This window comes from Saccharopolyspora soli, assembly GCF_022678645.1.
Taxonomy (GTDB): Bacteria; Actinomycetota; Actinomycetes; order Mycobacteriales; family Pseudonocardiaceae; genus Saccharopolyspora; species Saccharopolyspora soli.
Genome location: NZ_JALBWV010000001.1, coordinates 112,813 through 133,716, shown reverse-complemented (window position 1 = coordinate 133,716; position 20,904 = coordinate 112,813). Strand labels below are relative to the sequence as shown.

The 20,904-nt window shown below is 69.4% G+C and carries 20 protein-coding genes; 6 read left to right on the top strand and 14 right to left on the bottom strand.

Annotated features, from left to right (window positions below):
* From MOQ72_RS00555 to MOQ72_RS00490, 14 genes are all read right to left on the bottom strand, one after another.
* The gene (locus MOQ72_RS00555; RefSeq protein WP_242179759.1) at window positions 1–1,641 is read right to left on the bottom strand and encodes an ABC transporter substrate-binding protein; all 1,641 of its coding nucleotides are present in this window, start codon (window positions 1,639–1,641) and stop codon (window positions 1–3) included.
* Window positions 1,631–2,674 carry an ABC transporter ATP-binding protein gene (locus MOQ72_RS00550; protein WP_242179758.1) on the bottom strand — a complete coding sequence of 348 codons (1,044 nt, stop codon included), beginning with the start codon at window positions 2,672–2,674 and terminating at the stop codon, window positions 1,631–1,633. The genes MOQ72_RS00555 and MOQ72_RS00550 overlap by 11 nt, the downstream gene beginning before the upstream one ends.
* A gap of 105 nt (window positions 2,675–2,779) precedes the next feature.
* Window positions 2,780–4,330: an amidase family protein gene (locus MOQ72_RS00545; protein ID WP_242179757.1), complete on the bottom strand. Its 1,551-nt coding sequence runs from the start codon at window positions 4,328–4,330 to the stop codon at window positions 2,780–2,782.
* Window positions 4,331–4,581: 251 nt separating this feature from the next.
* Window positions 4,582–5,271, bottom strand: coding sequence for a TetR/AcrR family transcriptional regulator (locus MOQ72_RS00540; protein ID WP_242179756.1), 690 nt, complete (start codon window positions 5,269–5,271; stop codon window positions 4,582–4,584).
* A 56-nt stretch (window positions 5,272–5,327) separates the two neighbouring features.
* Window positions 5,328–5,759: a CBS domain-containing protein gene (locus MOQ72_RS00535; protein WP_242179755.1), complete on the bottom strand. Its 432-nt coding sequence runs from the start codon at window positions 5,757–5,759 to the stop codon at window positions 5,328–5,330.
* 104 nt (window positions 5,760–5,863) lie between these two features.
* Window positions 5,864–6,850 carry an adenosine deaminase gene (locus MOQ72_RS00530; RefSeq protein ID WP_242179754.1) on the bottom strand — a complete coding sequence of 329 codons (987 nt, stop codon included), beginning with the start codon at window positions 6,848–6,850 and terminating at the stop codon, window positions 5,864–5,866.
* A gap of 130 nt (window positions 6,851–6,980) precedes the next feature.
* Window positions 6,981–7,706: a UbiX family flavin prenyltransferase gene (locus MOQ72_RS00525; RefSeq protein ID WP_242179753.1), complete on the bottom strand. Its 726-nt coding sequence runs from the start codon at window positions 7,704–7,706 to the stop codon at window positions 6,981–6,983.
* Window positions 7,696–8,487: an IclR family transcriptional regulator gene (locus MOQ72_RS00520; RefSeq protein ID WP_242179752.1), complete on the bottom strand. Its 792-nt coding sequence runs from the start codon at window positions 8,485–8,487 to the stop codon at window positions 7,696–7,698. The genes MOQ72_RS00525 and MOQ72_RS00520 overlap by 11 nt, the downstream gene beginning before the upstream one ends.
* Window positions 8,488–8,511: 24 nt before the next feature.
* On the bottom strand, window positions 8,512–9,954 hold the full coding sequence (locus MOQ72_RS00515; protein ID WP_242179751.1) for a UbiD family decarboxylase: 1,443 nt from the start codon (window positions 9,952–9,954) through the stop codon (window positions 8,512–8,514).
* Window positions 9,955–9,958: 4 nt separating this feature from the next.
* Entirely contained in the window at window positions 9,959–10,744 is a 786-nt protein-coding gene (locus tag MOQ72_RS00510) for an alpha/beta fold hydrolase (RefSeq protein WP_242179750.1), read from the bottom strand.
* A complete protein-coding gene (locus MOQ72_RS00505) occupies window positions 10,741–11,202 on the bottom strand; it encodes a (2Fe-2S)-binding protein (RefSeq protein WP_242179749.1) in 462 nt (153 codons plus the stop codon). Before MOQ72_RS00505 ends, MOQ72_RS00510 begins: the two co-directional genes overlap by 4 nt.
* Window positions 11,199–13,556 carry a xanthine dehydrogenase family protein molybdopterin-binding subunit gene (locus MOQ72_RS00500; protein ID WP_242179748.1) on the bottom strand — a complete coding sequence of 786 codons (2,358 nt, stop codon included), beginning with the start codon at window positions 13,554–13,556 and terminating at the stop codon, window positions 11,199–11,201. The genes MOQ72_RS00505 and MOQ72_RS00500 overlap by 4 nt, the downstream gene beginning before the upstream one ends.
* Window positions 13,549–14,388, bottom strand: a complete 840-nt coding sequence (locus MOQ72_RS00495) for an FAD binding domain-containing protein (protein ID WP_242179747.1) — start codon at window positions 14,386–14,388, stop codon at window positions 13,549–13,551. Before MOQ72_RS00495 ends, MOQ72_RS00500 begins: the two co-directional genes overlap by 8 nt.
* Window positions 14,388–15,029 carry an SRPBCC family protein gene (locus MOQ72_RS00490; protein ID WP_242179746.1) on the bottom strand — a complete coding sequence of 214 codons (642 nt, stop codon included), beginning with the start codon at window positions 15,027–15,029 and terminating at the stop codon, window positions 14,388–14,390. Before MOQ72_RS00490 ends, MOQ72_RS00495 begins: the two co-directional genes overlap by 1 nt.
* Before the next feature lie 297 nt (window positions 15,030–15,326).
* Here MOQ72_RS00490 and MOQ72_RS00485 point away from each other — a divergent pair, with 297 nt between their 5' ends.
* The 6 genes from MOQ72_RS00485 to MOQ72_RS00460 are packed head-to-tail and all read left to right on the top strand — an operon-like array spanning window position 15,327 to window position 20,781.
* Window positions 15,327–16,295: an ABC transporter substrate-binding protein gene (locus tag MOQ72_RS00485; RefSeq protein WP_242179745.1), complete on the top strand. Its 969-nt coding sequence runs from the start codon at window positions 15,327–15,329 to the stop codon at window positions 16,293–16,295.
* A gap of 4 nt (window positions 16,296–16,299) precedes the next feature.
* On the top strand, window positions 16,300–17,034 hold the full coding sequence (locus MOQ72_RS00480; RefSeq protein WP_242179744.1) for an isochorismatase family protein: 735 nt from the start codon (window positions 16,300–16,302) through the stop codon (window positions 17,032–17,034).
* Window positions 17,031–17,849, top strand: coding sequence for an ABC transporter ATP-binding protein (locus MOQ72_RS00475; RefSeq protein ID WP_242179743.1), 819 nt, complete (start codon window positions 17,031–17,033; stop codon window positions 17,847–17,849). The genes MOQ72_RS00480 and MOQ72_RS00475 overlap by 4 nt, the downstream gene beginning before the upstream one ends.
* Window positions 17,842–18,651 carry an ABC transporter permease gene (locus tag MOQ72_RS00470; RefSeq protein WP_242179742.1) on the top strand — a complete coding sequence of 270 codons (810 nt, stop codon included), beginning with the start codon at window positions 17,842–17,844 and terminating at the stop codon, window positions 18,649–18,651. The genes MOQ72_RS00475 and MOQ72_RS00470 overlap by 8 nt, the downstream gene beginning before the upstream one ends.
* A complete protein-coding gene (locus MOQ72_RS00465; RefSeq protein ID WP_242179741.1) occupies window positions 18,651–19,427 on the top strand; it encodes an ABC transporter permease in 777 nt (258 codons plus the stop codon). Before MOQ72_RS00470 ends, MOQ72_RS00465 begins: the two co-directional genes overlap by 1 nt.
* A 34-nt stretch (window positions 19,428–19,461) precedes the next feature.
* A complete protein-coding gene (locus tag MOQ72_RS00460) occupies window positions 19,462–20,781 on the top strand; it encodes an MFS transporter (RefSeq protein ID WP_242179740.1) in 1,320 nt (439 codons plus the stop codon).
* The last annotated feature ends 123 nt before the right edge of the window (window positions 20,782–20,904 follow it).

Here is a 20,904-nt window from a genome sequence, read left to right as displayed (position 1 = left end):
TCAGCCCACCCAGATCTTGGTGAAGTCGACCCACCACGACTTCGGCTGCACGAAACCGTGCACTCGCGGTGCCATCACCCGCAGGTTCAGGTCGTGCATCCAGAACAGGAAATCCGCGTTCCGCAGCGCGGCGTCCATCATCTGCCGCAGGTAGCGGTTCGACTCCTGCGGATCGAAGGAGGCCGACGCGGCGAGGTAGTTGCGGTCCACGTCGGGATTGCACATCCCGGCCGCGTTCGGTTTGTTCCCCGGCCGCTGGCACAGGAAGGTCAGCTGGTAGCCGTCCGGTTCCTGCCCGGCCGCGGGCGAGGCCCACAGGATGTCGATGTCCGACCACTCCGGTGCGTTCAGCCCGGTCAAGCCGATGGTCAGGATGGTGCTCCACTCCAGCGGCAGCAGTTCGACGTCGACGCCGATCGCTTTGAAGTCAGCCTGCAACTGCTGCATCATCGGGTCCGGGAACATGTTCCCGGACCCTCCGGTCGGATAACCCATGCGCAGCTTCAACTGTCCCGGCCGGTAACCGGCCTCCGCGAGCAGTCGCCTGGCCAGCTGCGGATCGTAGGTGTAGCCGGGGAACGCCGGGTCGTAGTCCGGGTGTCCGGGGTAGACGTACTGCTTGGCGGGGTAGCCGACGTTGTTGATCAGCGCGGCGGCGCCAGGCCGGTTCAACGCGTAGTTGAGCGCCTGCCGCAGCTTGAGGTTGTCCTTGAACGGCGGGCGGAACTGGTTGAACCGGGGCATGATCCCGTGCGGGTACTCCCCCATGAAGATCTGGTACCCCTGGCTCTTGAGCTGGTCGAGCGCGTCGGGGGACGGCACCTCGGCCCAGTCCACCCCGTCGGACTGCAACATCGCCACCCGGGACGCCGCGACCGGCTGCGGGTAGAGCACGATCTTGTCCAGCTTGGGCCGCCCGCCCCAGTAGCGTTCGTTCGCGGACAGCTCCATCACCTGGCCGTCGACGTAGTTCGTCATCACGAACGGCCCGGTGCCGGTGGCGTGCTGCGCGTAGTTGTTGTTGCCGTACTTCATCACCGCGGTCGGGCTCGGGAAGTAGACGTGCGTGAGGTCGTAGAGCAGCCAGGCGTACGGGGCTGTCGTGGTGATGGACACGGTGTAGTCGTCGATCTTCTGCCAGCTCTTGAAGAACAGCAGGTAAGTGGCCAGGCGACCGGCCGCGAGCGTGTCGTAGAACGGGTGCTCGGTGTCCGTTTCCCGGTCCAGCTGGAAGATCACCGCGTCGGCGTTGAACGGGGTGCCGTCGTGGAAGGTGACGTCCCGGCGCAGGTTGAAGGTCCAGGTGAGCTGGTCCGGGGAAAGCGTCCATGAGGTGGCCAGCGCGGGTTGCGGGCTGGGAATGGCATCCGACTGGTCGAGGTCGTACTTGGTCAGCCCGTCGTAGATGTTGTTGCCGACGAACCGGTACCCCTCGTAACCCTGGTCCGGAGGCGTGGTGGGGAACGGGATGTTGCTGGCCGACATCGCGATGCGCAGGGTGCCGCCCATGCCGTTCCGGCCGCCCGCCGGGGCGCCGCCGCTGACTCCCATGCACGCCGACGTCAGGGCGGCCACCGCGATCAGCGCGATGCTCTTCCGCAGCGAGGCCGCCCGCGACCGGCCGAGCCCGTCACGCGACATGGGGCGACTCCACCGGGCCGCTCGGGGTGCTGTGCAGGCACCGGCTCCACCGACCGGGGCCGACCGCCACCGGTTCCGGCAACTCCTGCCAGCAGGCCACGGTGGCGACGTCGCAGCGCGGCGCGAACGAGCAGCCGGGTGGCAGCCTCGCCAGACTCGGCGGTGCACCGGGAATGGCCCGCGGCCGGATCCGCTGTCCGGGCCGGACGTTCGCTTCGACCAAGCCCTGGGTGTAGGGGTGCGACGGCGCCCGCAACACGGTACCGATCGGTCCCGCTTCGACGATCCGCCCGGCGTACATGACGGCGACGTCGTCCGCGATGTCGGCGGCGACGGCGAGATCGTGCGTCACGATCATCATGTCCATGTCCTGCGCCTGTTGCAGTTCGCGGAACAACCGCAGGATGCGGGCCTGGACGGTGACGTCGAGCGCGGTGGTCGGTTCGTCGGCCAGCAGCACCTTGGGTGAACCAGCCACCGCCATGGCGATCACCACCCGCTGCCGCATGCCACCGCTGAGTTCGGAAGGGTAGGCGCTCAGCCGCTCGGCGGGCGACGGGATCTGCACCAGCTCCAGCAGTTCCAGCGCGCGCCGACGGGCTGTGCTCCTGCTGACTTCCGCGTGCGTGCGCACCGTTTCCACGAGTTGCTGCTCCACTGTGTACACGGGGTCGAGTGCGGTGAGCGGATCCTGGAAGACCATGGAGACGTCGCGTCCGCGCGTGGCGGCGCGTTCCTTCGGCGACAGCCGCAGCAGGTCTCGCCCGCCGAGCAGGACCTCGCCGGTGACGATGGCGGATTTCGGCTGGATGCCGAGGATCGAGCGCAGCATGGCGCTCTTGCCGCTACCGGACTCCCCGATGACGGCGAGCACCCGACCGCGGTCGAGCCGGAAGGAGACCTCGTTGACGGCGCGCAGCGTGCCGCTTTCGGTGCGGAAATCGGTGACGAGCCTGCGCACCTCAAGCGTGGCGGACGTCGTCTCGGTCGGCCGGGCGAGCGGGGGCGCCCCCGTCACGATGGTTTCGCTCATGTCCTGTCCCCTTTCTCCGTCCGCGACGTCCTGTCGGAAGACGTGCGCGGACCCGGCGAACCGCACCGTGGCGCGCTGTTCGCCTCGAACCCGCCAGCGCCCGTGCTAGACGGCGGTGATCTCCTGGTGTGGAAGGGATTGCTGGTAGGTGTGCGCGACCCGCAGCAGCAGCGGATCGCTGAAGAACCGGCCGACCAGTTGCATGCTCACCGGCAGCCCACCGGATTTCCCGCACGGCACGGCCAGGGCCGGGTGGCCGGTGTAGTTGAACGGTCTGGTGTTGCGGGTAGCGGGATTGGCGGCGGCGTTCAGGTCGAAGTCCACCGCGGCGAGGTGGTCCTCCGGTGCCTCGTACCGGGGCGCCTTCAACACGCAGGTCGGCATCACCAGCACGTCGACCTCGGCCAGTGCGGCGTCGTAGGCCCGGACGTAGGCCGCCCGAACGTTCTGCGCCTTCGCGTAGACCCTGCCGTGGTAGTTCCGCCGACTGAATTCGGCGAGCAGGTAGTTCAGCTTCGTGCGCGGGTGCAGCAGGTCGGCTTCGCGGGCCCACATCCTGTTGATCGCCGCGATCAACGAAGCCGGGTAGTAGGTCTTGGTGAACATGCCGAAGAATCCCGTGTCGAACAGCGCGCGCATGCCCTCAGCACCCAGCGCATTGGCGGCGGTGTGCACCGCGCGGTGCTCGGGAATCGACACCTTGGACACTTCCGCGCCAGCCCCGGCCAGCACGTCCACGGCGGCCATCACGGCGTCGCGCACATCCGGCTCGGCCTCGTCGAAACCCTCGCCCAGCACACCGATCCGGATCCCGGCGACGCCGTCCTCCAGGGTGCTGAGCACGTCCAGCCGCTCGGGAACCTCCCGGCCCTGGCGGGGATCCAGGCCGTCGTAACCCGCCACGGCCTGCAACGCGATCGCGGCGTCGGCGGCAGTGCGCGTCATCGGACCGGTGAAGTCGAGGCTCTGGTCGGAACCGAACCCGATCCCGAAGTGCGAGACCAGACCGAAGGTGGGCTTGAGCCCGACGGTGCCGGACCACGCCGCGGGAATCCGGATCGAGCCGCCCTGGTCTCCGCCGAAGGAGATGTCCACGTCCCCGGCCGCCACCGCCGCCGCCGAACCCGAGGACGATCCGCCGGTGACGTGCTCGGGGTTGTGCGGGTTCTTGGGGCGCCAGTAGTCCCCGATTCCGCCGCCGAAGCCGAAGCCACCGGCGAAACCGTTCATGGTGTGCTTTCCGATGATGGTGCCGCCCTCGGCGAGCGTGCGGGTGACCACGGTGGCGTCGAAGTCGGCGAGGAAGCCCTCCATCGCGAAGGAACCGAAGGTCAGCGGCAGACCGGCCACCGCGATGTGGTCCTTGAAGCCGACCGTCCTGCCCGCGAGCAACCCGTCATCGGCTCCCTTGATGGTGCACTTCCACAGCCAGGCCGCCAGCGGATCCTCGTTCTCGCTCGGCCGGTGACCGGGATCCCTCGCCGGGTGGGAGATCTCGGGCTTGCCCTCGTCGATCCTCGCCTGCACGAACTCGTCCAGCGCACTGAGGTGCTCGGCCAGGTGTTCCTGGTACCGCACGGCTTCCTGCCGTCCGAGCCGAATTCCCAGGGTGGCCGCGGCCGAGACCACCTCATCCAAATCGGGAACCGCGAACATCAGCCACTCCTCGTCAGTCGGCTCGCCGAACCCGGATACCGTGGCAGGTGGCCGTTACGGCCGCAGGTCACCGGCATCTTGACCGGGTTACGCCACCCGGCAGGCCCGACGACAAGCCGCTGACTAGGAGTTTTGCCGCGATCGCGGGCAGTTGCGCGCGTTGCCGACGGTACCGCCGTCGTTCGCGAACCGGCTGCGCCGCCGTACCGATCCCGCAAATGGGTCCTATGTGGACGCTGTTGCGACGCCAGTCAGGAGGAGCGGCCGAGCTCGTCGAGCCAGTGGATCAGCAGCGCGGTTTCCGGCTCGCCCAGTGGGCTGCGCTCGGTGCGCAGGAGCGCTAGGAGTTGCAGGGCCGCAGTGCTGACACCCGGCTCCTTGTTCGATCCGGAGTGCTCGGTGTCTACCAGCAGGCTGTCGTGCAGGGCATCCCGCACTCGGTCCGACAGGCCCGGATCGGTGTAGGTGTCGGGCTGGGTGACCAGGCTCAGCGCGACACCGATGTTGGCCGACATGATGGCCTGCGCCGCGATGTCCGGGGCGACGCGCAGCTTGCCGACCGCCGCGCAGCGCACCAGCACGTCCTGCAGCAACCGCATGGCCTCCTGCGCGGCGGCAGGCACCTGGGCGAAGCTGGGCGAGAACATCAGCCGGTACACGGCCGGGTGCGCGCGGGCGAACGCGATGTGGGTGTCCCACCCGTTCCGCAGGTCCACCACCGGGTCCTCGGAGGGCTCCGCGGCGCGCTTGGTGGCCAGGTAGCGGTCGAAACCGTAGTCGACCACCGCGCTGAGCAGCCCGTTCTTGTCGCCGAAGAGGCGGTACAGCACCGGGGCGCCAACCCCGACGGCTTCGCACACGGCACGGGTCGCGATGTCCCGGTCCGGGGACGCGTCCAACAGCTTCTCCGCGGCTTCGAGCATCTGAGTGCGCACATCCATGCACCTCATCGTAGCCGCGATAGCGCTTTGACGGATCTAGGTTACGTCTGCGCCGATCAGCCCCTGGTGATGTAGGACTCCAGGTGCTCCTGCTCCTGCTCAAGCTGGCTGATCCGGCTCTTGACCATGTCACCGATGCTCACGATGCCGACCATGCGGTCCGCGGCGACGACGGGGATGTGCCGGATGCGGCGCTCGGTCATCACCACCGTCAGCCGCTCGACCGAGTCTTCGGGGCCGCAGGTGACCACATCGGTGGTCATGATCCGCGTCAACGGCGCCTGCAGGATGTCGGGTCCGTGGTCGTTGAGACGACGGACGACGTCGCGTTCCGAGACGATGCCGAGGATCCCGCCGGAGGCATCCGTCACCACCATCGCGCCGATGTTGTGGTCGGCCATCTCGGCCACCAGCTCGGACACCGTGCTGGTGGCCGAGATGGTCGCCACCTCCGATCCCTTGTTCCGCAGGACGTCGGCGATCCGCATGGCCGCCACCTCCGATCTGGAGTCGCCTTGGCTCCCTCGCTGTCCCAACAGCGTAACGATTTGTCGGGTTTGGCAGAATCCCGCGTTAGCACGGACTTCGGGGCTCACGAGAATCGGTAAGCGTCCACCTCGGCGAGATACCGCGAGCGCTGTTCGGCGGTGAGGAACGATGCGTGGAACGAGTTCCGCGCCAGTGTTCTGATGTCCTCCTCGCCGAGGCCGAGCGCGTCGCGCACCGCGGTGAAGTTGTCCTCGACGTACCCGCCGAAGTAGGCGGGGTCGTCGGAGTTGATGGTCACCAGCAGACCTTCGGCGAGCATCGTGCGCAGCGGATGTTGTGCGAGGTCATCGACGACGCGCAGCCTGACGTTGGAAAGCGGGCACACCGTCAGCGGGATCTGCTCCCGGCGCAGCCGTGCCACCAGCGCACCGTCGTCGAGGCACCGGACGCCGTGGTCGATCCGCTCGACGTTGAGCTCGTCCAGCGCTGCCCGGATGTAGTCGGCAGGTCCTTCCTCGCCCGCGTGCGCCACGCACCTCAGCCCGAGATCCCGCGCCATGGCGAACGCATCGCGGAACTTCTCCGGTGGGTGGCCCAACTCGCTGGAGTCGAGACCGACGCCGCTGATGCGATCGAGGTGGGGCTCGGCTTCGCGCAGCGTCGCCACCGCCGCGTGCTGGGGCAAGTGCCGCAGGAAGCACAAGATCAGCTGGGTCGTCATACCGTGGCGCTCCGCAGCGGCCTGCAATGCGCGCGAGAGGCCGTTGATCACCCGGTCGATCGGGATACCGCGCTCGCTGTGGGCCTGCGGGTCGAAGAAGATCTCGGCGTGCCGAACGCCTTGCCGCGCCGCCCGTGCGAGGTACGCCGCCGCCAGGTCCTCGAAATCCTGCTCCGTGCGCAGGACCTGCATCATCTGGTAGTAGAGGTCGAGGAACGACTGGAGGCTGTCGAACGAGTACGCCTTCCGCAGTTCGATGATCGAGCGGAACGGCAGGCTGACGTCGTTGCGCTCGGCGAGGCGGAAGGCCAGCTCTGGTTCGAGGGTTCCCTCGATGTGCACGTGCAGCTCGGCCTTCGGGATGGGCATCCTGCGTCCCTTCGGGGTGCGGTTCGGCAGCGGAAAATCGCCTCGCTCGGGCATACCAGGCAGATCGCGGGACCGCAAAACAGCGAGCCCGTCGGATGTCCACACTGGAGCGGCGAGCCCCCGGAGGAAACTACCTGGCGCGCGGGGCCAGATATGCGGTGTCCGAGTCGGCGAGATCGAATTCGCCGCCACCGTCGTCGTCGCGGCCGGGGTCGGGTTGCCGCGATCTGGCGGCTCCCAGGGTGCCCGCCCAGCGCTGGTAGAGGTCGTGCTCGACGTCGCAGAGATCCAGCACCCGGCCCGCGAGGAAGTCCACCAGCTGGTCGATGTCGTTGGCTCCGGCGTAGAAACCCGGACTCGCGGGCATGATGATCGCGCCCTCCACGGCCAACGCCCGCAGGTTGTCCAATGTGGATAGACGCAACGGAGTTTCGCGCAGCACCAGGATGAGTCGGCGCCGCTCCTTGAGCGTCACGTCGGCGGCCCGCTGCAACAGGTTCTTGTTGGTGCCGGTAGCGATACCGGCGACCGACGCGGTGGTCGCCGGTACCACCACCATGCCCTTCGTCCGGTACGAGCCGCTGGCCGGGCCAGCCGCCATGTCACCCGCCGTCCAGTAGCGCACCCGCGACACGTCGCGCCCGATCCACGCCCCGACGTCGGCCTGCCAGTGCTTGTCCCGCACGGTATGTCCGGTCTCGTCCAGCAGCGTCAGCCGCGCGGCTTGGCTGAGCACCAGGTCGACGTCCTCACCGGCGTCGAGCAGGCCGCGCAGCACCGCTGCGGCGTAGGGCGTTCCGCTGGCCCCGGTGACGCCCACGACCCAGGGCCGTCGCGGCCCGTTGTCAGTGGTCATGCTGGACCTCCTCGTCCACGGGTCGACGTCCGCCCGTCCGCGCGGTGATCCGGTCCGCGCACTCGGCGACCAAGCTGCCGATGCGGGCGACGTTGTCGGCGTGCAGCTCGGTGAAGAACGCCAGCGAGCACACCACGCGGGCCACCTGGCCGCGGCGGTCGAACACCGGTGCGGCGACTCCGCTCTGCGCCATGTCGTATTGCTGCAGGCTCGTGCTGTAGCCGCGCTGCCGCGTCCGCGCGAGCCGATCGTGCAGCTCATCGCGGTCGACGATGGTGTGCGGGGTGAACTGTTTGACGCCCAGCCGGTCCACCAGGTCGTCGACGTTCTCGCGCGGCTGCCACGCGTGGAAGGCGTGCATCAGAGCTGGCGCCGAGAACGGGAAGTTCTCGCCGACGCTGACCGTGACCCGCACGCCGACCTGCCGCTCCGCCTTGGCGATGACGACATATCCGCCGGAACCGTCCGGATCCGCCAGGAACACGACGAATCCCAGCCGCCTGCTCAACTCGTCGATCTCGCGCTGGCCGATGGCGGCGGCCATGTCGTCGGTGACACCGGTGAGCGTCAGCAGCTTCGGTCCCAACGTCCAACCGGACCGCTCGCCGGTCGAGGTGACCCAGCCCGCGCGCTGCAGCGTCGCCAGGATGTTGTAGCAGGTGCTGCGGTTCATCCCCAGGTCATTGACCAGTTCCCGCGGCGCGACGGGCTGCGGCCAGTCGGTCGCGAGCCGCTCCAGGATGCGCACTGACGACGCCACCGCGGGAACATCACTGGCCACTCACGATCACTCCTCATCGGTTCGTCACTTCAACACGTCCGCCCAGCGTTCCAGCACCGCGTCGAGGTAAGCGGGATCCCCGGTGGACACGGCCGGAAAGCTGGCACGCCGCTCGAAGGGGCGGCACGCGTCGATCACGGCGCGGCTGTTGTAGGGCGGGGCACCCTCGACCAGCATCGGGTCGAGCTTACTGCCCCAGGTGCCGGGGACGACATCGATGTCACGCACCGGGTCGCAGCGGGTGCTCATGGCCCACACCACCTCGCCGAGATCGGTGGGGTCGATGTCGTCGTCGACCACCACCACGAACCGGTTCATGTAGGCCGCCGCGGGCAACTGGGCGGCGAGGTGCCCGACCTGCCGGGAATGCCCGGCGTACCGGTTGTCGATCGACACCGCGATGAACAGCCGACCACCACCGGCCTCGTGCGCCCAAGCACCGCGGATGCCAGCGACACCGGAGGAGTTCAGGGCGTCCTCGATCATCGCCGACTTCATGACCGTGCGCATGTAGGAGTAGTCGTGCGGGGGCTTGCCGGGCGGGGCGCCGAGCTGCACGGGATTGTCCCGGTGGTACAGGCGCGTGATCTCCACCGCCGGGGCTGGCCGCCGCCCGCCCGAGTAGTAGCCCGTCCACTCGCCGAACGGCCCCTCATCGCGGAGGTGGTCCGGGCGCAGCCAGCCTTCGATCGCGATTTCGCTGCCAGCGGGAATGGGCAGCCCGGTGTGCTCGCCGAGCAGCACGGGCACGGGTGCGCCGACGATCGCCCCGGCGTAGTCGAGTTCGGAGATCCCGCTCGGCACCTCGGTGCCGCCGGTGACCAGCAGCACGGGATCGTGGCCGAACGACACCACCACGGGCGCCCGGCCCTCCTTCTCGAACCAGCGCTGGATGTGTTGCGCGCCGTGCTTGCCCGGCACGGCGGCGATGGTGGTGGAGCGGCCCTCGTCCTGCACCTCCATGCGGTAGCAGCCGCCGTTGATGACGCCGGTGTCCGGATCGGAGGTCACCACGAAGCAGCCGGTCCCGACGAACCGGCCGCCGTCCTCGGAGTGCCACCGGGGCACCGGCAGCGCGAGCAGGTCGACGTCCGGTCCCTCGACCACGTTCGCCAGCAGCGGCGCATCGGTCACCACCTCGGTGCGGTGGTCGGCGGCGGCCGCGGCCCACTGGGACGGTTTGCCGCGCAGCGCCGCCTTCAGCCCGGCGTCGTCGAGGTCGTCGCCGAGGCGCAGGGTGTGCCCGAGGCGGCGGGCGGATCCGGTGCTGCCGGTGAGCACCCGGTGGCCGCTCGGGTAGTCGACGATGTCGTCGAACAGCAGCGCCAGCGGTTTCGGCCGCTGGTAGCTCAGTTCCGCGATGGCGCCCAACTCGACGTCCCAGTGGGCGCCCTTGACGTGCCGCAGTTCGCCGAAGCCCGCGACGGTGTCCAACCAGGTGCGCAGGCTGAGCAGGGGTTCGGACATGGGGCTACGCCTCCTTGCCGAGCAGGTGGCTGACGACCAGGTCCTTCGCGTCCGGTTTCTCCAGCACGCTGAAGTGCCGCGCCTCGGTGAACACCCGCAATTCGGCGTCCGGGATGCCGTCGGCCAGGGTACGCGCCATGTCCGGTGGGGTGGCGTAATCATGTTCGCCGACCACCACCAGCGTCGGGCAGGCGATCGAAGCGAGCAGCGCGGTGCCGTCGAAATCGCCCAGCGCCCGGCACGCCTGCGCGTGGGCGCGCGAGTCCGTCCGCACGAAGATCTCCACCACTCGCGCCACTTCCGCGGGATCGCTTGCCACGAACTCCGGGGAGAACCAGCGGTCGAGCTGGAACGTCGTCTGCTCCCGGCGCGGTTTCGCCAGGGCGACCTGCGCGCGCTGCTCCCACTGCTCGCGCCGGTCCGGGCCGTAGCAGGCGGTGGTGTCGGCGAGGACGAGGCTGCGCACCAACTCCGGGTGGGTGGCGGCCAGCGCGATCGCGACGCAGCCGCCCATCGACATCCCGGCGACCGCGGCCGGACCGGCGTCCAGCTCGGTGATCAGCCGCGCTGCGTCTTCAGCCAGGTCCTGCACCGAGAACGGCGTTTCGTCCCATGTGGAGTCACCGTGGCCGCGCGCATCCATGGCCAGCACCCGTGCGTGCGGCGCCATGCGGTCGATCAGCGGCCGCCACAGCTCGCCGCGCTGGGCCAGCGAGTGCAGCAGCAGCACCGGTTCGCCGGTGCCCTCGTCGAGCGCGGCGAGTTCTCCCCAGCTGGTCGTCAGTTTCATCGCGCAGCCCTCCGCTCCGCCGCCGTGGCGACTGCTTTTCGGATCTCCGGATACGTCCCGCACCGGCAGATGTTGCCCTCCAGGTGATCGGCGATCTCGGTCTCGGTCGGCTGCGGGTTCTCCGCCAGCAGTTCGCGGGACATCAACACGAATCCGGGGATGCAGTAACCGCATTGGGCGGCGCTGCAGTCCACGAACGCGGACACCACGTCGTCGTTCTCGTCGAGCCCGTCGGCGGTGGTGATGCTGGCGCCGTCGTAGCGCAGCGCCAGCGCCAGGCAGCTGGACACGCTCATGCCGCCGACCAGCACGGTGCACGCGCCGCACGCACCGACCCCGCAGCCCTCGCGGGCGCTGGTGCAGCCGATCTGCTCGCGCAGCACGTCGAGCAGCAGGGTTGAGTCGGTGACTTCGACCCGGTGGGTGGTGCCGTTGACGGTCAAGGTGATGGTGGTCATCGGGTGGCTTCCTCGCTCAGCGCGGTGACGATGCTCTCGGGAGTCAGCGGGAGCCGGGTCAGGCGGATGCCCAGGGCGTCCCGGATCGCGTTGCCGATCGCGGGGGCCACCGCCAGGATTCCGGTCTCCCCCACGCCCTTGGCCCCGAACGGGCCGTCGGCGTGCGGACTTTCGACGACGATCGGCGTTAGCTCATCGGGCAGGTCGCGGATCGAGGGCAGCTGGTAGTCCAGCAGCGTGCCGTTGACGAGCTGGCCCTGGGAGATCACCAGCTGGTCGAACAGCGCGTGGCCGATGCCCATGATCGCCGCGCCGGTGAGCTGCTGTTCCACCAGCGTGGGGTTGATGGCCCGGCCCACGTCCCCGGCCACCGCCAGGTGCTCGATGTGGACGCGGCCGGTGGCGGTGTCCACGGCGAGCCGGACGCCGACCGCACCGGCGAACCAGTGTTCGGTCACCTTCTCCGACCGGCCCGTCTCCTTGTCGTAGGGCGCCCAGGTCGAGGTGAAGTTCGCCTCGGTGGTCAGCGTGGCGCCCCGCGCGCCGAACCGGGTCCGGATCAGCTCGGAGATCGGCGCCGTGTGCCCGGTGCCGGTGTGCCGCACCCCGTCCGCGACGAGCTCCAGCTCGCTGGCGTCCTGACCGGACTGTTCGGCGGCGAGCTCGACCAGCCGGGTGCGCATGGCCTCGGCGACCCGGCGCACCGCGTTGCCGGTGTGGTAGGTGGAGCGGCTGCCCGCGGTGATCGTGTCGTACGGGGTCACGTCGGTGTCGGCCTTCACGACGTGCACGCGGTGGCTGTCCATCCGCAGCACGTCGGCGACGATCTGCGCCATGATCGTGTCGCTGCCCTGCCCCATGTCCACCGTGCTGATCAGCAGCGTCGCCGAGGCGTCCTGGTTGAGCTGGAGCGTCGCGTTGGCGATGGTCGGAGTCAGCACCGCCTTCACGCCGACGGCGACCCCGCGACCACGGCGGACGCGCCCCGCGCCGCGTTCCAGCGGGGTGTCCCAGCCGATGCGCTCGGCGACCGCGTCCAAGCAGCCGAGGAAGTCGGCGCTGTGCATCCGGGTGCCCGTCGAAGCGATGTCGCCCTCGCGGAGCAGGTGGCGGCGCCGGAACTGGTACGGGTCCTCGCCGAGTTCGTGCGCCAGCTCGTCGATCAGCGTCTCGTGCGACCACGTCACCTGCGGCACGCCGAAACCGCGGAAGGGTCCGGCCGAGGGCTTGTTGGTGTAGACGCAGCGGGACCGCACGCCCGCGTGCTGGATGCGGTACGGGCCCGGCGAGACCATGCCGGACTTGGCGGTGATCCGCGGGCCGACGTCGGCGTAGGCGCCGGTGTCGTACTCGACGTCGGCGATCGCCGACACCAGCTCGCCGTCCGGCCCGGCGGTGAGGCTGGACCGGACCCGAGCGCCGTGCCGCGTGGTGAGCAGGAACGATTCCTCCCGCGAGGCAGGGAGATGGACCTTGCGCCGGGTGTGCCACGCCAGCGCGGCTGCCAGCGGTTCGAGGCGGTCGTACATCTTGGCGCCGAAGCTGCCACCGAGCGGCCGGGTCATGATCCGCACCCGGCTCAGCGGCAGGTCCAGCAGGTCGGCCACGGTCTGGCGGACGTAGGAAGGCGTCTGGGTGGTGGTGAGCATCTCCAGGCGGTCGCCTTCGACCCACGCCGTGGTGGACGGCAGCTCGATCGGCACGTGGTGGGTCGGCGGCGCCCAGAACTCGCCGCTGACGGTGCGCGCGCCGCCAGCCGCGGCTTCCTCCGGTTCGCCGTGCCGCAGGATGTACTCGTAGTTGACGTTGGTGTCGCGGACACCGCTGAGGTGGCGCAGGTCGCCGAAGACCGCGGACGGGCGCAGTTCGTCGTGCACGAACGAGGTGCCGCGCAACGCGTCGTCCAGGTCGTACACGGGTTCCAGTTCGTCGTAGTCGACGAAGATCGCGTCCACGGCTTCACGGGCGGTCGCCAGATCCGCGGCCAGCACGGCTGCCACCGGCTCACCGACGAAGCGGACCTTGTCGTAGGCGAGGGCGGGTTGATCGGCGAACGCCGGACCGGTGAGCAGCCGGTCGCCGAACTGCTTGTGCAGGTCAGCGCCGGTGACCACCGCGTAGACGCCCTCCATCGCCAAGGCGTCCTCGATGTGCACCGCGCGGATGGTCGCGTGCGGCCAAGTGCTGCGGTGCACGGCCACGTGCGCGCACACGCCAGCGGGCTGGTCGCCAACGTGTCCGATGGTGCCGCGAACCCGCCCGGACATGTCGTAGCGCGCACGTCGGCCGCCGACCCATCCGGAGTCCAGCGGCGTCGGGAGGCCGGTGGTCGATGACGACGGGCTCTCAGGCATCGAGGTCCTTCCATGCGCCGCGGACGGCGTCTTCGACGGTGACGCGCGCGAGCCGCTCCTTGTACTCGACACCTCCGCGCACGTCGGGAATCGGTTCGACAGCTGGTGCGATCGCTTCGATCGCCGCGTCCACCACCTCCTGGTCGTTCAGACCGGTGGCATCGAAGGAGACGTAACGCGGCACCGGGGCCACCGCGCCCAGGCCGATGCGGACCTCGCGCTTGGCGCCGGAATCGACCACCAGCACGGCGGCTGACGCGCAGGGCCAGTCATTGGCGCTCAGGCTGCTGTTCTTGACGAACCGGCCCGCCGCGCGCGGCGGCACGGCCGGGATGCGGATTGCCGTGATCAGCTCGTCCAGTTCCAGCGCGGTGAGCTGGAAGTCCACGAAGAACTCGCGCACCGGGATCGAACGCGTGCCGCGCACCGAAGCGACGTCGACCGTCGCGTCCAGCACGAGCAGCGCGGTGGGCGGATCGAGGCGGTAATCGCCGTGCGCGATGTTGCCGCCGACGCTGGCGGTGTTGCGGACGCGGGGATTGGCCACGTTCCGGTAGGCGGACGCGGCCAGCGGCGCGAATTCGCGGACCTGGCGGTCGGTCTCCATCCGGCGCACGCTCACCATCGGCCCGGCGCGCAGCTCGGAGCCGTTCCGCCCGATCTCCCGCAGACCTGGGATCAGTGCCAGGTCCACGAAGTTGTCCGCGAAGAGGATCCCCTGCTTGAGCAGGATCTGGATGGCGGTGCCGCCGCCGTAGACCATCGGATCGTCCAGCTCGGCCAGCAACGCGCAGGCTTCGGCGAGCGTCTCGGGTCGGTGCAGGTGGGCCATCAGCGTCCTCGTCTCACGGCGGTGATCAGCGAGATGATCAAGGCCAGCGCCGCTATCGCGGCACTGGCGATCGCGAGTCTCCGCAGGTTCGCGTCGTCATCCGGCGCGCTCGGGACCACAGCGGGTTCCGGCGCGGCGGGCTTGGCCGCGATGGCTGGTGCAGGCGTCGTCTTCGGCTGCTTCGCGACCCCGATCGGCTCGCCGCTGGCGGCGGCGGTCAGCGACTTCGCGAACTCCAGCTCCACCTCGCGGCTGCGCCGCCGGATGATCGGCTCGCCCAGGCGGCCGAGCTTGCCCCACAGCGCCACGTCCATCTCGTAGCCGATGACGCTGCCCGCGCCGTCCGGGCGGACGGTGAGCCGTGCGTCGATCTTGATCGAGCTGCCGAGTCGGCGGTCCTCGCCCTTGAGCACGGCCGCGACTTCGCTGGGCTCGGTGAGCGACTGGATTTCGGCGGAGAACCCGGCCGAGAACCGCACGTGGGCGATCTCGTTCACCAGTCGCCCGCGGAAGGTCCGCTCGTCGATCCGCACCAGTTCCTCGCAGCCCGGTATGCAGGCGCGCATCGTGTCCGGGTCGAAGAACAGCGGGAAGACCTCCTCCGGTGACGCGGGAACGGAGAACTCGGAAGCAAGCTTCATATGGACCACCATTGGAGACAATAAATCCTGTATGCAGGACATTAGGAGAGCGAAATATGGGTGTCAAGGTGGCACACCTCGCCCATTTCTCCGCATTTTGTGCAGCAACGATGACCTGTTAACCCGGACGAAACGGGCCTTGACGCCCGTCCAGCCGGATCTCTACTATCCGCTCCCCAGGACAGTGAGTTTCATATACAGGTCCACTCTTCGGTGGGTCTACCCAGTGTCCGATCCCGCTGCCCGATCACGCCGCCCGATCACTGCCTCCACGACCACTGCCACGAGGAGTCGTTCATGACCATCCGCCGTCTCGCGGCCAGCGCCATCGCCGGGCTGCTCGCGATCACCCTGGTCGCCTGCACGGGCGCCACGAATTCCGGCTCGGCCGGGGACGGCGATCCCCGGACGCTGAAGATCGCGCACAATTCCAACGCGGCTGCCCTGCCCGTCCAGGTGGCGCTTCAGCAGGGCATCTTCGCCAAGCACAACCTGAAGGTGGAGTTCACCAAGGTCGAGAACATCGGCACGCTGCCGGGCGCGCTCGGACGCTCCTTCGACGTCGCGCTGTCGGTGCCGACGACCCTGATCACCGCGGCGCAGCAGGGCATCAAGGTCACGCAGGTCGCCGGGGCCACCGTCGACGTCACCGGCAACGAGACCGGCTTCCTGATCGGTTCCCGGAAAACCGGCGTCACCAACGTCAAGCAACTCGCGGGCAAGACGCTCGGCGTGCTGACCGAGACCGGAACGGTGCACGTGGCCACCAAGGCATGGCTCAAGCGCGAGGGCGTCGACCCGAACAGCGTGAAGATCGTCCAGGTGGACGGGCCCGCGCAGGCCGACCAGCTGGCATCCGGCCGGATCGACGCGGTCGAGACCGTGATGCCGTTCGCCACGAACGTGCTGCACAGCCCGGACGCGGTCAACCTCGGCGACCCCTACCTCAAGCTCGCCCCCGAACTGTCGGCGATCTTCTGGATCGCCCAGCAGGACTTCGCCCGCCAGCACCCGGACGTCATCGCTGACTTCCGGGCCGCGCTCGACGAGGCGCAGGGGGCCATCGCGGCCAACGACGCCCAGGCGCGCCAGGCGCTCAAGCAGTACACCGGCCTGCCGGACCGGGTGATCACCGAGGCGAAGCTGCCCACCTACACCAGCGAGGTCCGTCCCCAGGATCTCCAGGTCTGGCTGCAAGCCATGCGCGACGCCGACGGGTTCAACAGCGACGTCGACCTCAACAGCCTCGTGGCTGCGCAGCGGTGACGTGATGACCGACCGCAACGGCAACACCGCCTGGGCCGACCTGGTCCCGGCGGAGGAACAGCGGAGGCTGCGCGCCGCGGGGTTCGGCGACGCGGTGCCGATGGGGCTTCGACCTTGCCTGGTCGTCGTCGACGTCACGCTGTCGTTCCTGGGCCGCAGGCCCGGCGAGGACGGCGGACCGGACTACCCGACGGGCTGCGGTCCCGAAGGCTGGCGCCGGTTGCCCGCGATCCGCGATCTGCTCGGCACGGCACGGAATCTCGGCATTCCGCGCGTGCTCACCCGCGGCGCGCCCGACGACGCGGCGTTCGTCGGCGGGGCGATCAAGCTCAGCCGGGGACCGGAGACCGCGCGGCTGGTCCACGGTGCACCGTTCCCGCCGGAACTGGAGCCGCGCGACGACGAGTACGTGCTCGCCAAGGCCAAGGCGAGTGCCTTCTTCGGCACGCCACTGCTGACCTACCTCCACGCGCACCTGGTCGACACGCTGATCGTCACCGGCACGACCACCTCCGGCTGCGTGCGGGCCACGGTGGTGGACGGCGCCTCGCACGGCTACCGCGTGCTGGTCGTCGAGGACGCCTGCTTCGACCGGTCACCGTTCGCGCACGCCGCGAACCTCTTCGACATCCAGATGAAGTACGGGTCCGTTGTGGACTCCGCCTGGGTGAGCCGACAGCTGCGCGGTTGCGGCGACCAGGTGCCCGAGACCGAGCCGATGGGATTACCGACGTCATGACCACAGCAGCGAACGAGAGCCTGACCTGCCACGGTGTCGCGGTCACCCTGCCCGGGGTGTCCGGCCCGTTCGACATCCTGCACGGCCTCGACTTCTCGGTGGCCCGCGGCGAGTTCGTGTCGATCCTCGGCACGTCCGGCTCCGGCAAGACCACCCTGCTCCGCGTGCTCGGCGGACTGCTGCCCGCCTCGGCAGGCGCGGTCCACCACGAGGGCACGGCGGTGCACGGTCCGCCGGAGGGCGTGGTCACCGTGTTCCAGGATTACGCGCACTCGCTGCTGCCGTGGCGGTCCGTGCGCCGCAACGTCGCGTTGGGCATCGAGGCGACATTCGACCGCCCGCAGCGCGACGAACGGGTCGATGAGGCGCTGAGCATGGTCGGCCTCGCCGAGCGAGCCGACGAATACCCCTGGCGGCTCTCCGGCGGGATGCAGCAACGCGTGCAGATCGCCCGTGCGCTGGCCATGCGCCCGAAGGTCCTGCTGATGGACGAGCCCTTCGGAGCGCTCGACGCGATGACCAAAGCCTCCCTGCAGGACCAGCTGCAGAAGGTGCAGGAACTCACCGCGACGACCATCGTGTTCGTCACCCACGACGTCGAGGAGGCGGTCTACCTCAGCGACCGCGTTCTGGTGCTGGCGGGCAGTCCGGCGGCGATCGGCCTGTCCCTGGACGTTCCGCTGGACCGCCCCCGGCACCAGATCACCACCAAGGAGCGGGCGGACTACCTGGAGCTGCGGCACCGCGTCTACGAGGCGCTGGGCCACGACGTCGGCGTCCCGGCCCGCACCGGCGAGCGAGGTGGACATGACTGAGCGTCCCCAGGCCAACACTGCGAGCACCGGACGAGCGATGTGGCGGCGGATCAACTTCGTCGGCATCGCCGTGTTCGCGTTCGGGCTCGTGCTCTGGGAGGTGGCCGTGCGCACGAAGCTGCTCGACTTCTCCTACCTGCCGCCGCCGACGGACGTCGCGGTCGGGCTCGGTGAGCTGAGCAGCACCGGGGAACTGTGGACCGCGCTCAGCCACACGCTCGTCGCGGCGCTCAGCGGCTGGGCGCTGGCTGGTGTCGTGGGCGTCGCGGCGGGCGCTGTGCTCGGGCTGGTCCGCCCGGTCTGGCGCTACTCCATGGCCAGCCTGGAAGCCCTGCGCGCCCTGCCCATCGTGGCGTTCGTACCGGTGGCCGTGCTGCTGTTCGGCTTCTCGGTGCAGATGGAGATCCTGGTGAGCTTCTACGCGGCGGTGTGGCCGATCCTGCTCAACTCCGTCAGCGGCATGCGCACCGAGGCCCGCATGGTCGAGGTCGGCGTGGTCCTGCGGCTGTCGCGACCCGCTCAGCTGTGGAAGATCCGGCTGCCCGCCGCCACCGCGTCGATCGTCGTCGGCCTGCGGCTGGGGCTGTCGATCGCGCTGGTGCTCACGCTGGTCGCCGAGATGGTCGGCAACCCGGCCGGGCTGGGCGCCACGCTGGTCAGCAAGGCGCAGGCGCTGCAACCGGGCCAGATGTTCGCCGGTGTCTTCGTGATCGGTGTCGCGGGCATCGTGCTCAACGGACTCATGATGGGTGCGGCGAGGTTGCTCTTCCGCGGCCAGCTGGCCGCGTCCGGGGAGGTGTGATGACTCGCAGGACGAAGCAGGGCCGCGGCGGCACGCCGGTTCGAGGTCTGCTCCCGCTCGCAGCGCTGCTGGCGCTGTGGCAACTGGTGGGCGACCCGGACTCGCCGTACTTCCCGCCGCCCTCGGAGTGGGTGGCGGGAATCCAACCGCTGCTGACCGGCAACAAGCTCCTCGACGCGGTGGGCGCCACCTCGGCGACGTTCCTCGTCGGCCTCGCGCTGGCGACGTTGATCGGATCGGTGGTCGGCACGCTGATCGGGGCGAGCCGCCCGGTGGACCGCGCGCTCTCGCCGAGCCTGGAGTTCCTCCGGGCGCTGCCCGCGGCGTCCCTGGTCCCGGTGGCGGCGCTCATCCTCGGCTACACCACGCAGATGAAGCTCGTCGTCGTGGTGCTGCCCGCCACGTGGCCCATCCTGCTGGCGGTCCGGCAGGCCAGGCGGTCGCTGAGCCCGGTCCTGCTCGACGTGCCCAGGACGCTGGGCCTGTCCCGCTGGCACCGCGCCACGAAGATCCTGCTGCCAGCGCTGCTACCGGCAGTGCTGCTCGGGGTGCGGGTCGCCGCGCCGCTCGCGCTGATCATCACGCTGCTGGTGGAGATCGTGACGCGGGTCAACGGGCTGGGTGCCGCGCTGGGCGCGGCGCAGGCGAACTACCTTTCCGCACAGGTGTACGGGCTGCTCACGATCGCCGGGGTGCTCGGATTCGCCGTGAACTGGATCGTGACGCGCGGTGAGGTCGCGATCAGCACCCGCATGCGGGGCAACACCGGCCAGTAGGGCCGGAAAATCGCACGAATCAACGGAGATCGCGATGACGGAAACGGACACCCCGCCGCAGCGGTGGTACCAGACGCTGGACCGGACCCAGTGGCGCGCGCTGACCGCCGCCAACCTCGGCTGGCTGTTCGACGGGTTCGAGACCTACGCCCTCATCCTCACCGCGGGGTCGGCGTTGCGGCAGTTGGCCCCGGAGGCTGGCGGGCAGTCCGCTTTCCACATCGGACTCACCATCGCGCTCACCCTCCTGGGCTGGGGCGCCGGTGGCATCATCGGCGGGATCGTCGCGGACTACGTCGGCAGGCGCCGGATGTTGTTGACCTCGATCGTGCTGTACTCCCTGTTCACCGGGTTGTCGGCGTTCGCGTGGTCGTGGGAGTCCTTCCTGGTGCTGCGGCTGCTGACCGGCATCACGCTCGGTTCGGAGTGGGGCACCGGAACCGCGCTGGTCGCCGAGCTGTGGCCGACGCGCGCCAGGGCCAAAGCAGCCGGATTCATGCAGTGCGGGCTCGGCCTCGGCTTCTTCGTCGCCTCGGCGTGCTGGCACTTCATCGCGCCGCTGGGACCGGACGCGTGGCGGTACATGTTCCTGCTCGGGGTGCTGCCCGCGCTGTTCGCCCTGTGGCTGCGGCGCGGCGTTCCGGAGTCCGAGCGCTGGACGAAGGTCCGGAACCGACGCACCGAACTGCGCGGCCACGAGGAACTGTCCGACGCGGACCGCTCCTACACGCGGTTCACGCTGCGCCAGATCATGGTCGACCCGAAGTTGCGTCGACTGACCATCCTCGGCTCGATCATGTCGACGGTGACCACGCTGGCGTGGTGGGGAATCTCCACCTGGGTACCGGCTTACGTCGGGAGCGTCGCCGCGCGCGACGGCCACTCCGCGGAGAGCTTCGCCAGCACCGCGGGCATGGTCTACAACGTCGGCGCGATCGCGGGCTACATCAGCCTCGGTTTCCTGGCCGACCGCTTCGGGCGCAAGGCCACGGTGCTGCTGTACTTCGGGGCGTCGCTGGTGTTGACCCCGGTGCTGTTCCTGTGGACCCAGAACCTCGCCCTGATCCTCTTGCTCTGCGTGGTGAACGGCTTCTTCACCCTGGGCCAGTACACCTGGATGCCGGTGTGGCTGCCGGAGTTCTACCCGACGCACCTGCGCGCCACCGGCGCGGCGTTCGCATTCAACGCGGCGCGGTTCATCGCCTTCCTCGGACCGCTGACCGCTGGCACGATCATCGACCGCCTCGGCGGCTACGGCATCGCCGCCTCCACGCTCGGACTGGTCTACGTGGTGGGAATGCTCGTGGTGCCGTTCTGCCCCGAGACCCGCGGCCGCCAATTGCCGGAATCCTGACACGTTTCCAGCACCTGGCGAAATCTTTGTTCCGGGTGCTGCTAACTCGGTCTTCGGAACTGGACCCACCTGGCGATCGACGACGTCGGATCGGCTCAGGTACGCCAATTCGGGTACGGCACT

Coding starts and splice junctions, on each gene's coding strand:
- MOQ72_RS00535 (WP_242179755.1), bottom strand. CDS start 5,759: ATGCGGATCGCCGACGTCCTGCGGAACAAGGGATCGGAGGTGGCGACC.
- MOQ72_RS00505 (WP_242179749.1), bottom strand. CDS start 11,202: ATGACCACCATCACCTTGACCGTCAACGGCACCACCCACCGGGTCGAA.
- MOQ72_RS00510 (WP_242179750.1), bottom strand. CDS start 10,744: ATGAAACTGACGACCAGCTGGGGAGAACTCGCCGCGCTCGACGAGGGC.
- MOQ72_RS00475 (WP_242179743.1), top strand. CDS start 17,031: ATGACCACAGCAGCGAACGAGAGCCTGACCTGCCACGGTGTCGCGGTC.
- MOQ72_RS00500 (WP_242179748.1), bottom strand. CDS start 13,556: ATGCCTGAGAGCCCGTCGTCATCGACCACCGGCCTCCCGACGCCGCTG.
- MOQ72_RS00555 (WP_242179759.1), bottom strand. CDS start 1,641: ATGTCGCGTGACGGGCTCGGCCGGTCGCGGGCGGCCTCGCTGCGGAAG.
- MOQ72_RS00550 (WP_242179758.1), bottom strand. CDS start 2,674: ATGAGCGAAACCATCGTGACGGGGGCGCCCCCGCTCGCCCGGCCGACC.
- MOQ72_RS00545 (WP_242179757.1), bottom strand. CDS start 4,330: ATGTTCGCGGTTCCCGATTTGGATGAGGTGGTCTCGGCCGCGGCCACC.
- MOQ72_RS00490 (WP_242179746.1), bottom strand. CDS start 15,029: ATGAAGCTTGCTTCCGAGTTCTCCGTTCCCGCGTCACCGGAGGAGGTC.
- MOQ72_RS00495 (WP_242179747.1), bottom strand. CDS start 14,388: ATGGCCCACCTGCACCGACCCGAGACGCTCGCCGAAGCCTGCGCGTTG.
- MOQ72_RS00470 (WP_242179742.1), top strand. CDS start 17,842: ATGACTGAGCGTCCCCAGGCCAACACTGCGAGCACCGGACGAGCGATG.
- MOQ72_RS00540 (WP_242179756.1), bottom strand. CDS start 5,271: ATGGATGTGCGCACTCAGATGCTCGAAGCCGCGGAGAAGCTGTTGGAC.
- MOQ72_RS00485 (WP_242179745.1), top strand. CDS start 15,327: ATGACCATCCGCCGTCTCGCGGCCAGCGCCATCGCCGGGCTGCTCGCG.
- MOQ72_RS00525 (WP_242179753.1), bottom strand. CDS start 7,706: ATGACCACTGACAACGGGCCGCGACGGCCCTGGGTCGTGGGCGTCACC.
- MOQ72_RS00460 (WP_242179740.1), top strand. CDS start 19,462: ATGACGGAAACGGACACCCCGCCGCAGCGGTGGTACCAGACGCTGGAC.
- MOQ72_RS00465 (WP_242179741.1), top strand. CDS start 18,651: ATGACTCGCAGGACGAAGCAGGGCCGCGGCGGCACGCCGGTTCGAGGT.
- MOQ72_RS00515 (WP_242179751.1), bottom strand. CDS start 9,954: ATGTCCGAACCCCTGCTCAGCCTGCGCACCTGGTTGGACACCGTCGCG.
- MOQ72_RS00480 (WP_242179744.1), top strand. CDS start 16,300: ATGACCGACCGCAACGGCAACACCGCCTGGGCCGACCTGGTCCCGGCG.
- MOQ72_RS00530 (WP_242179754.1), bottom strand. CDS start 6,850: ATGCCCATCCCGAAGGCCGAGCTGCACGTGCACATCGAGGGAACCCTC.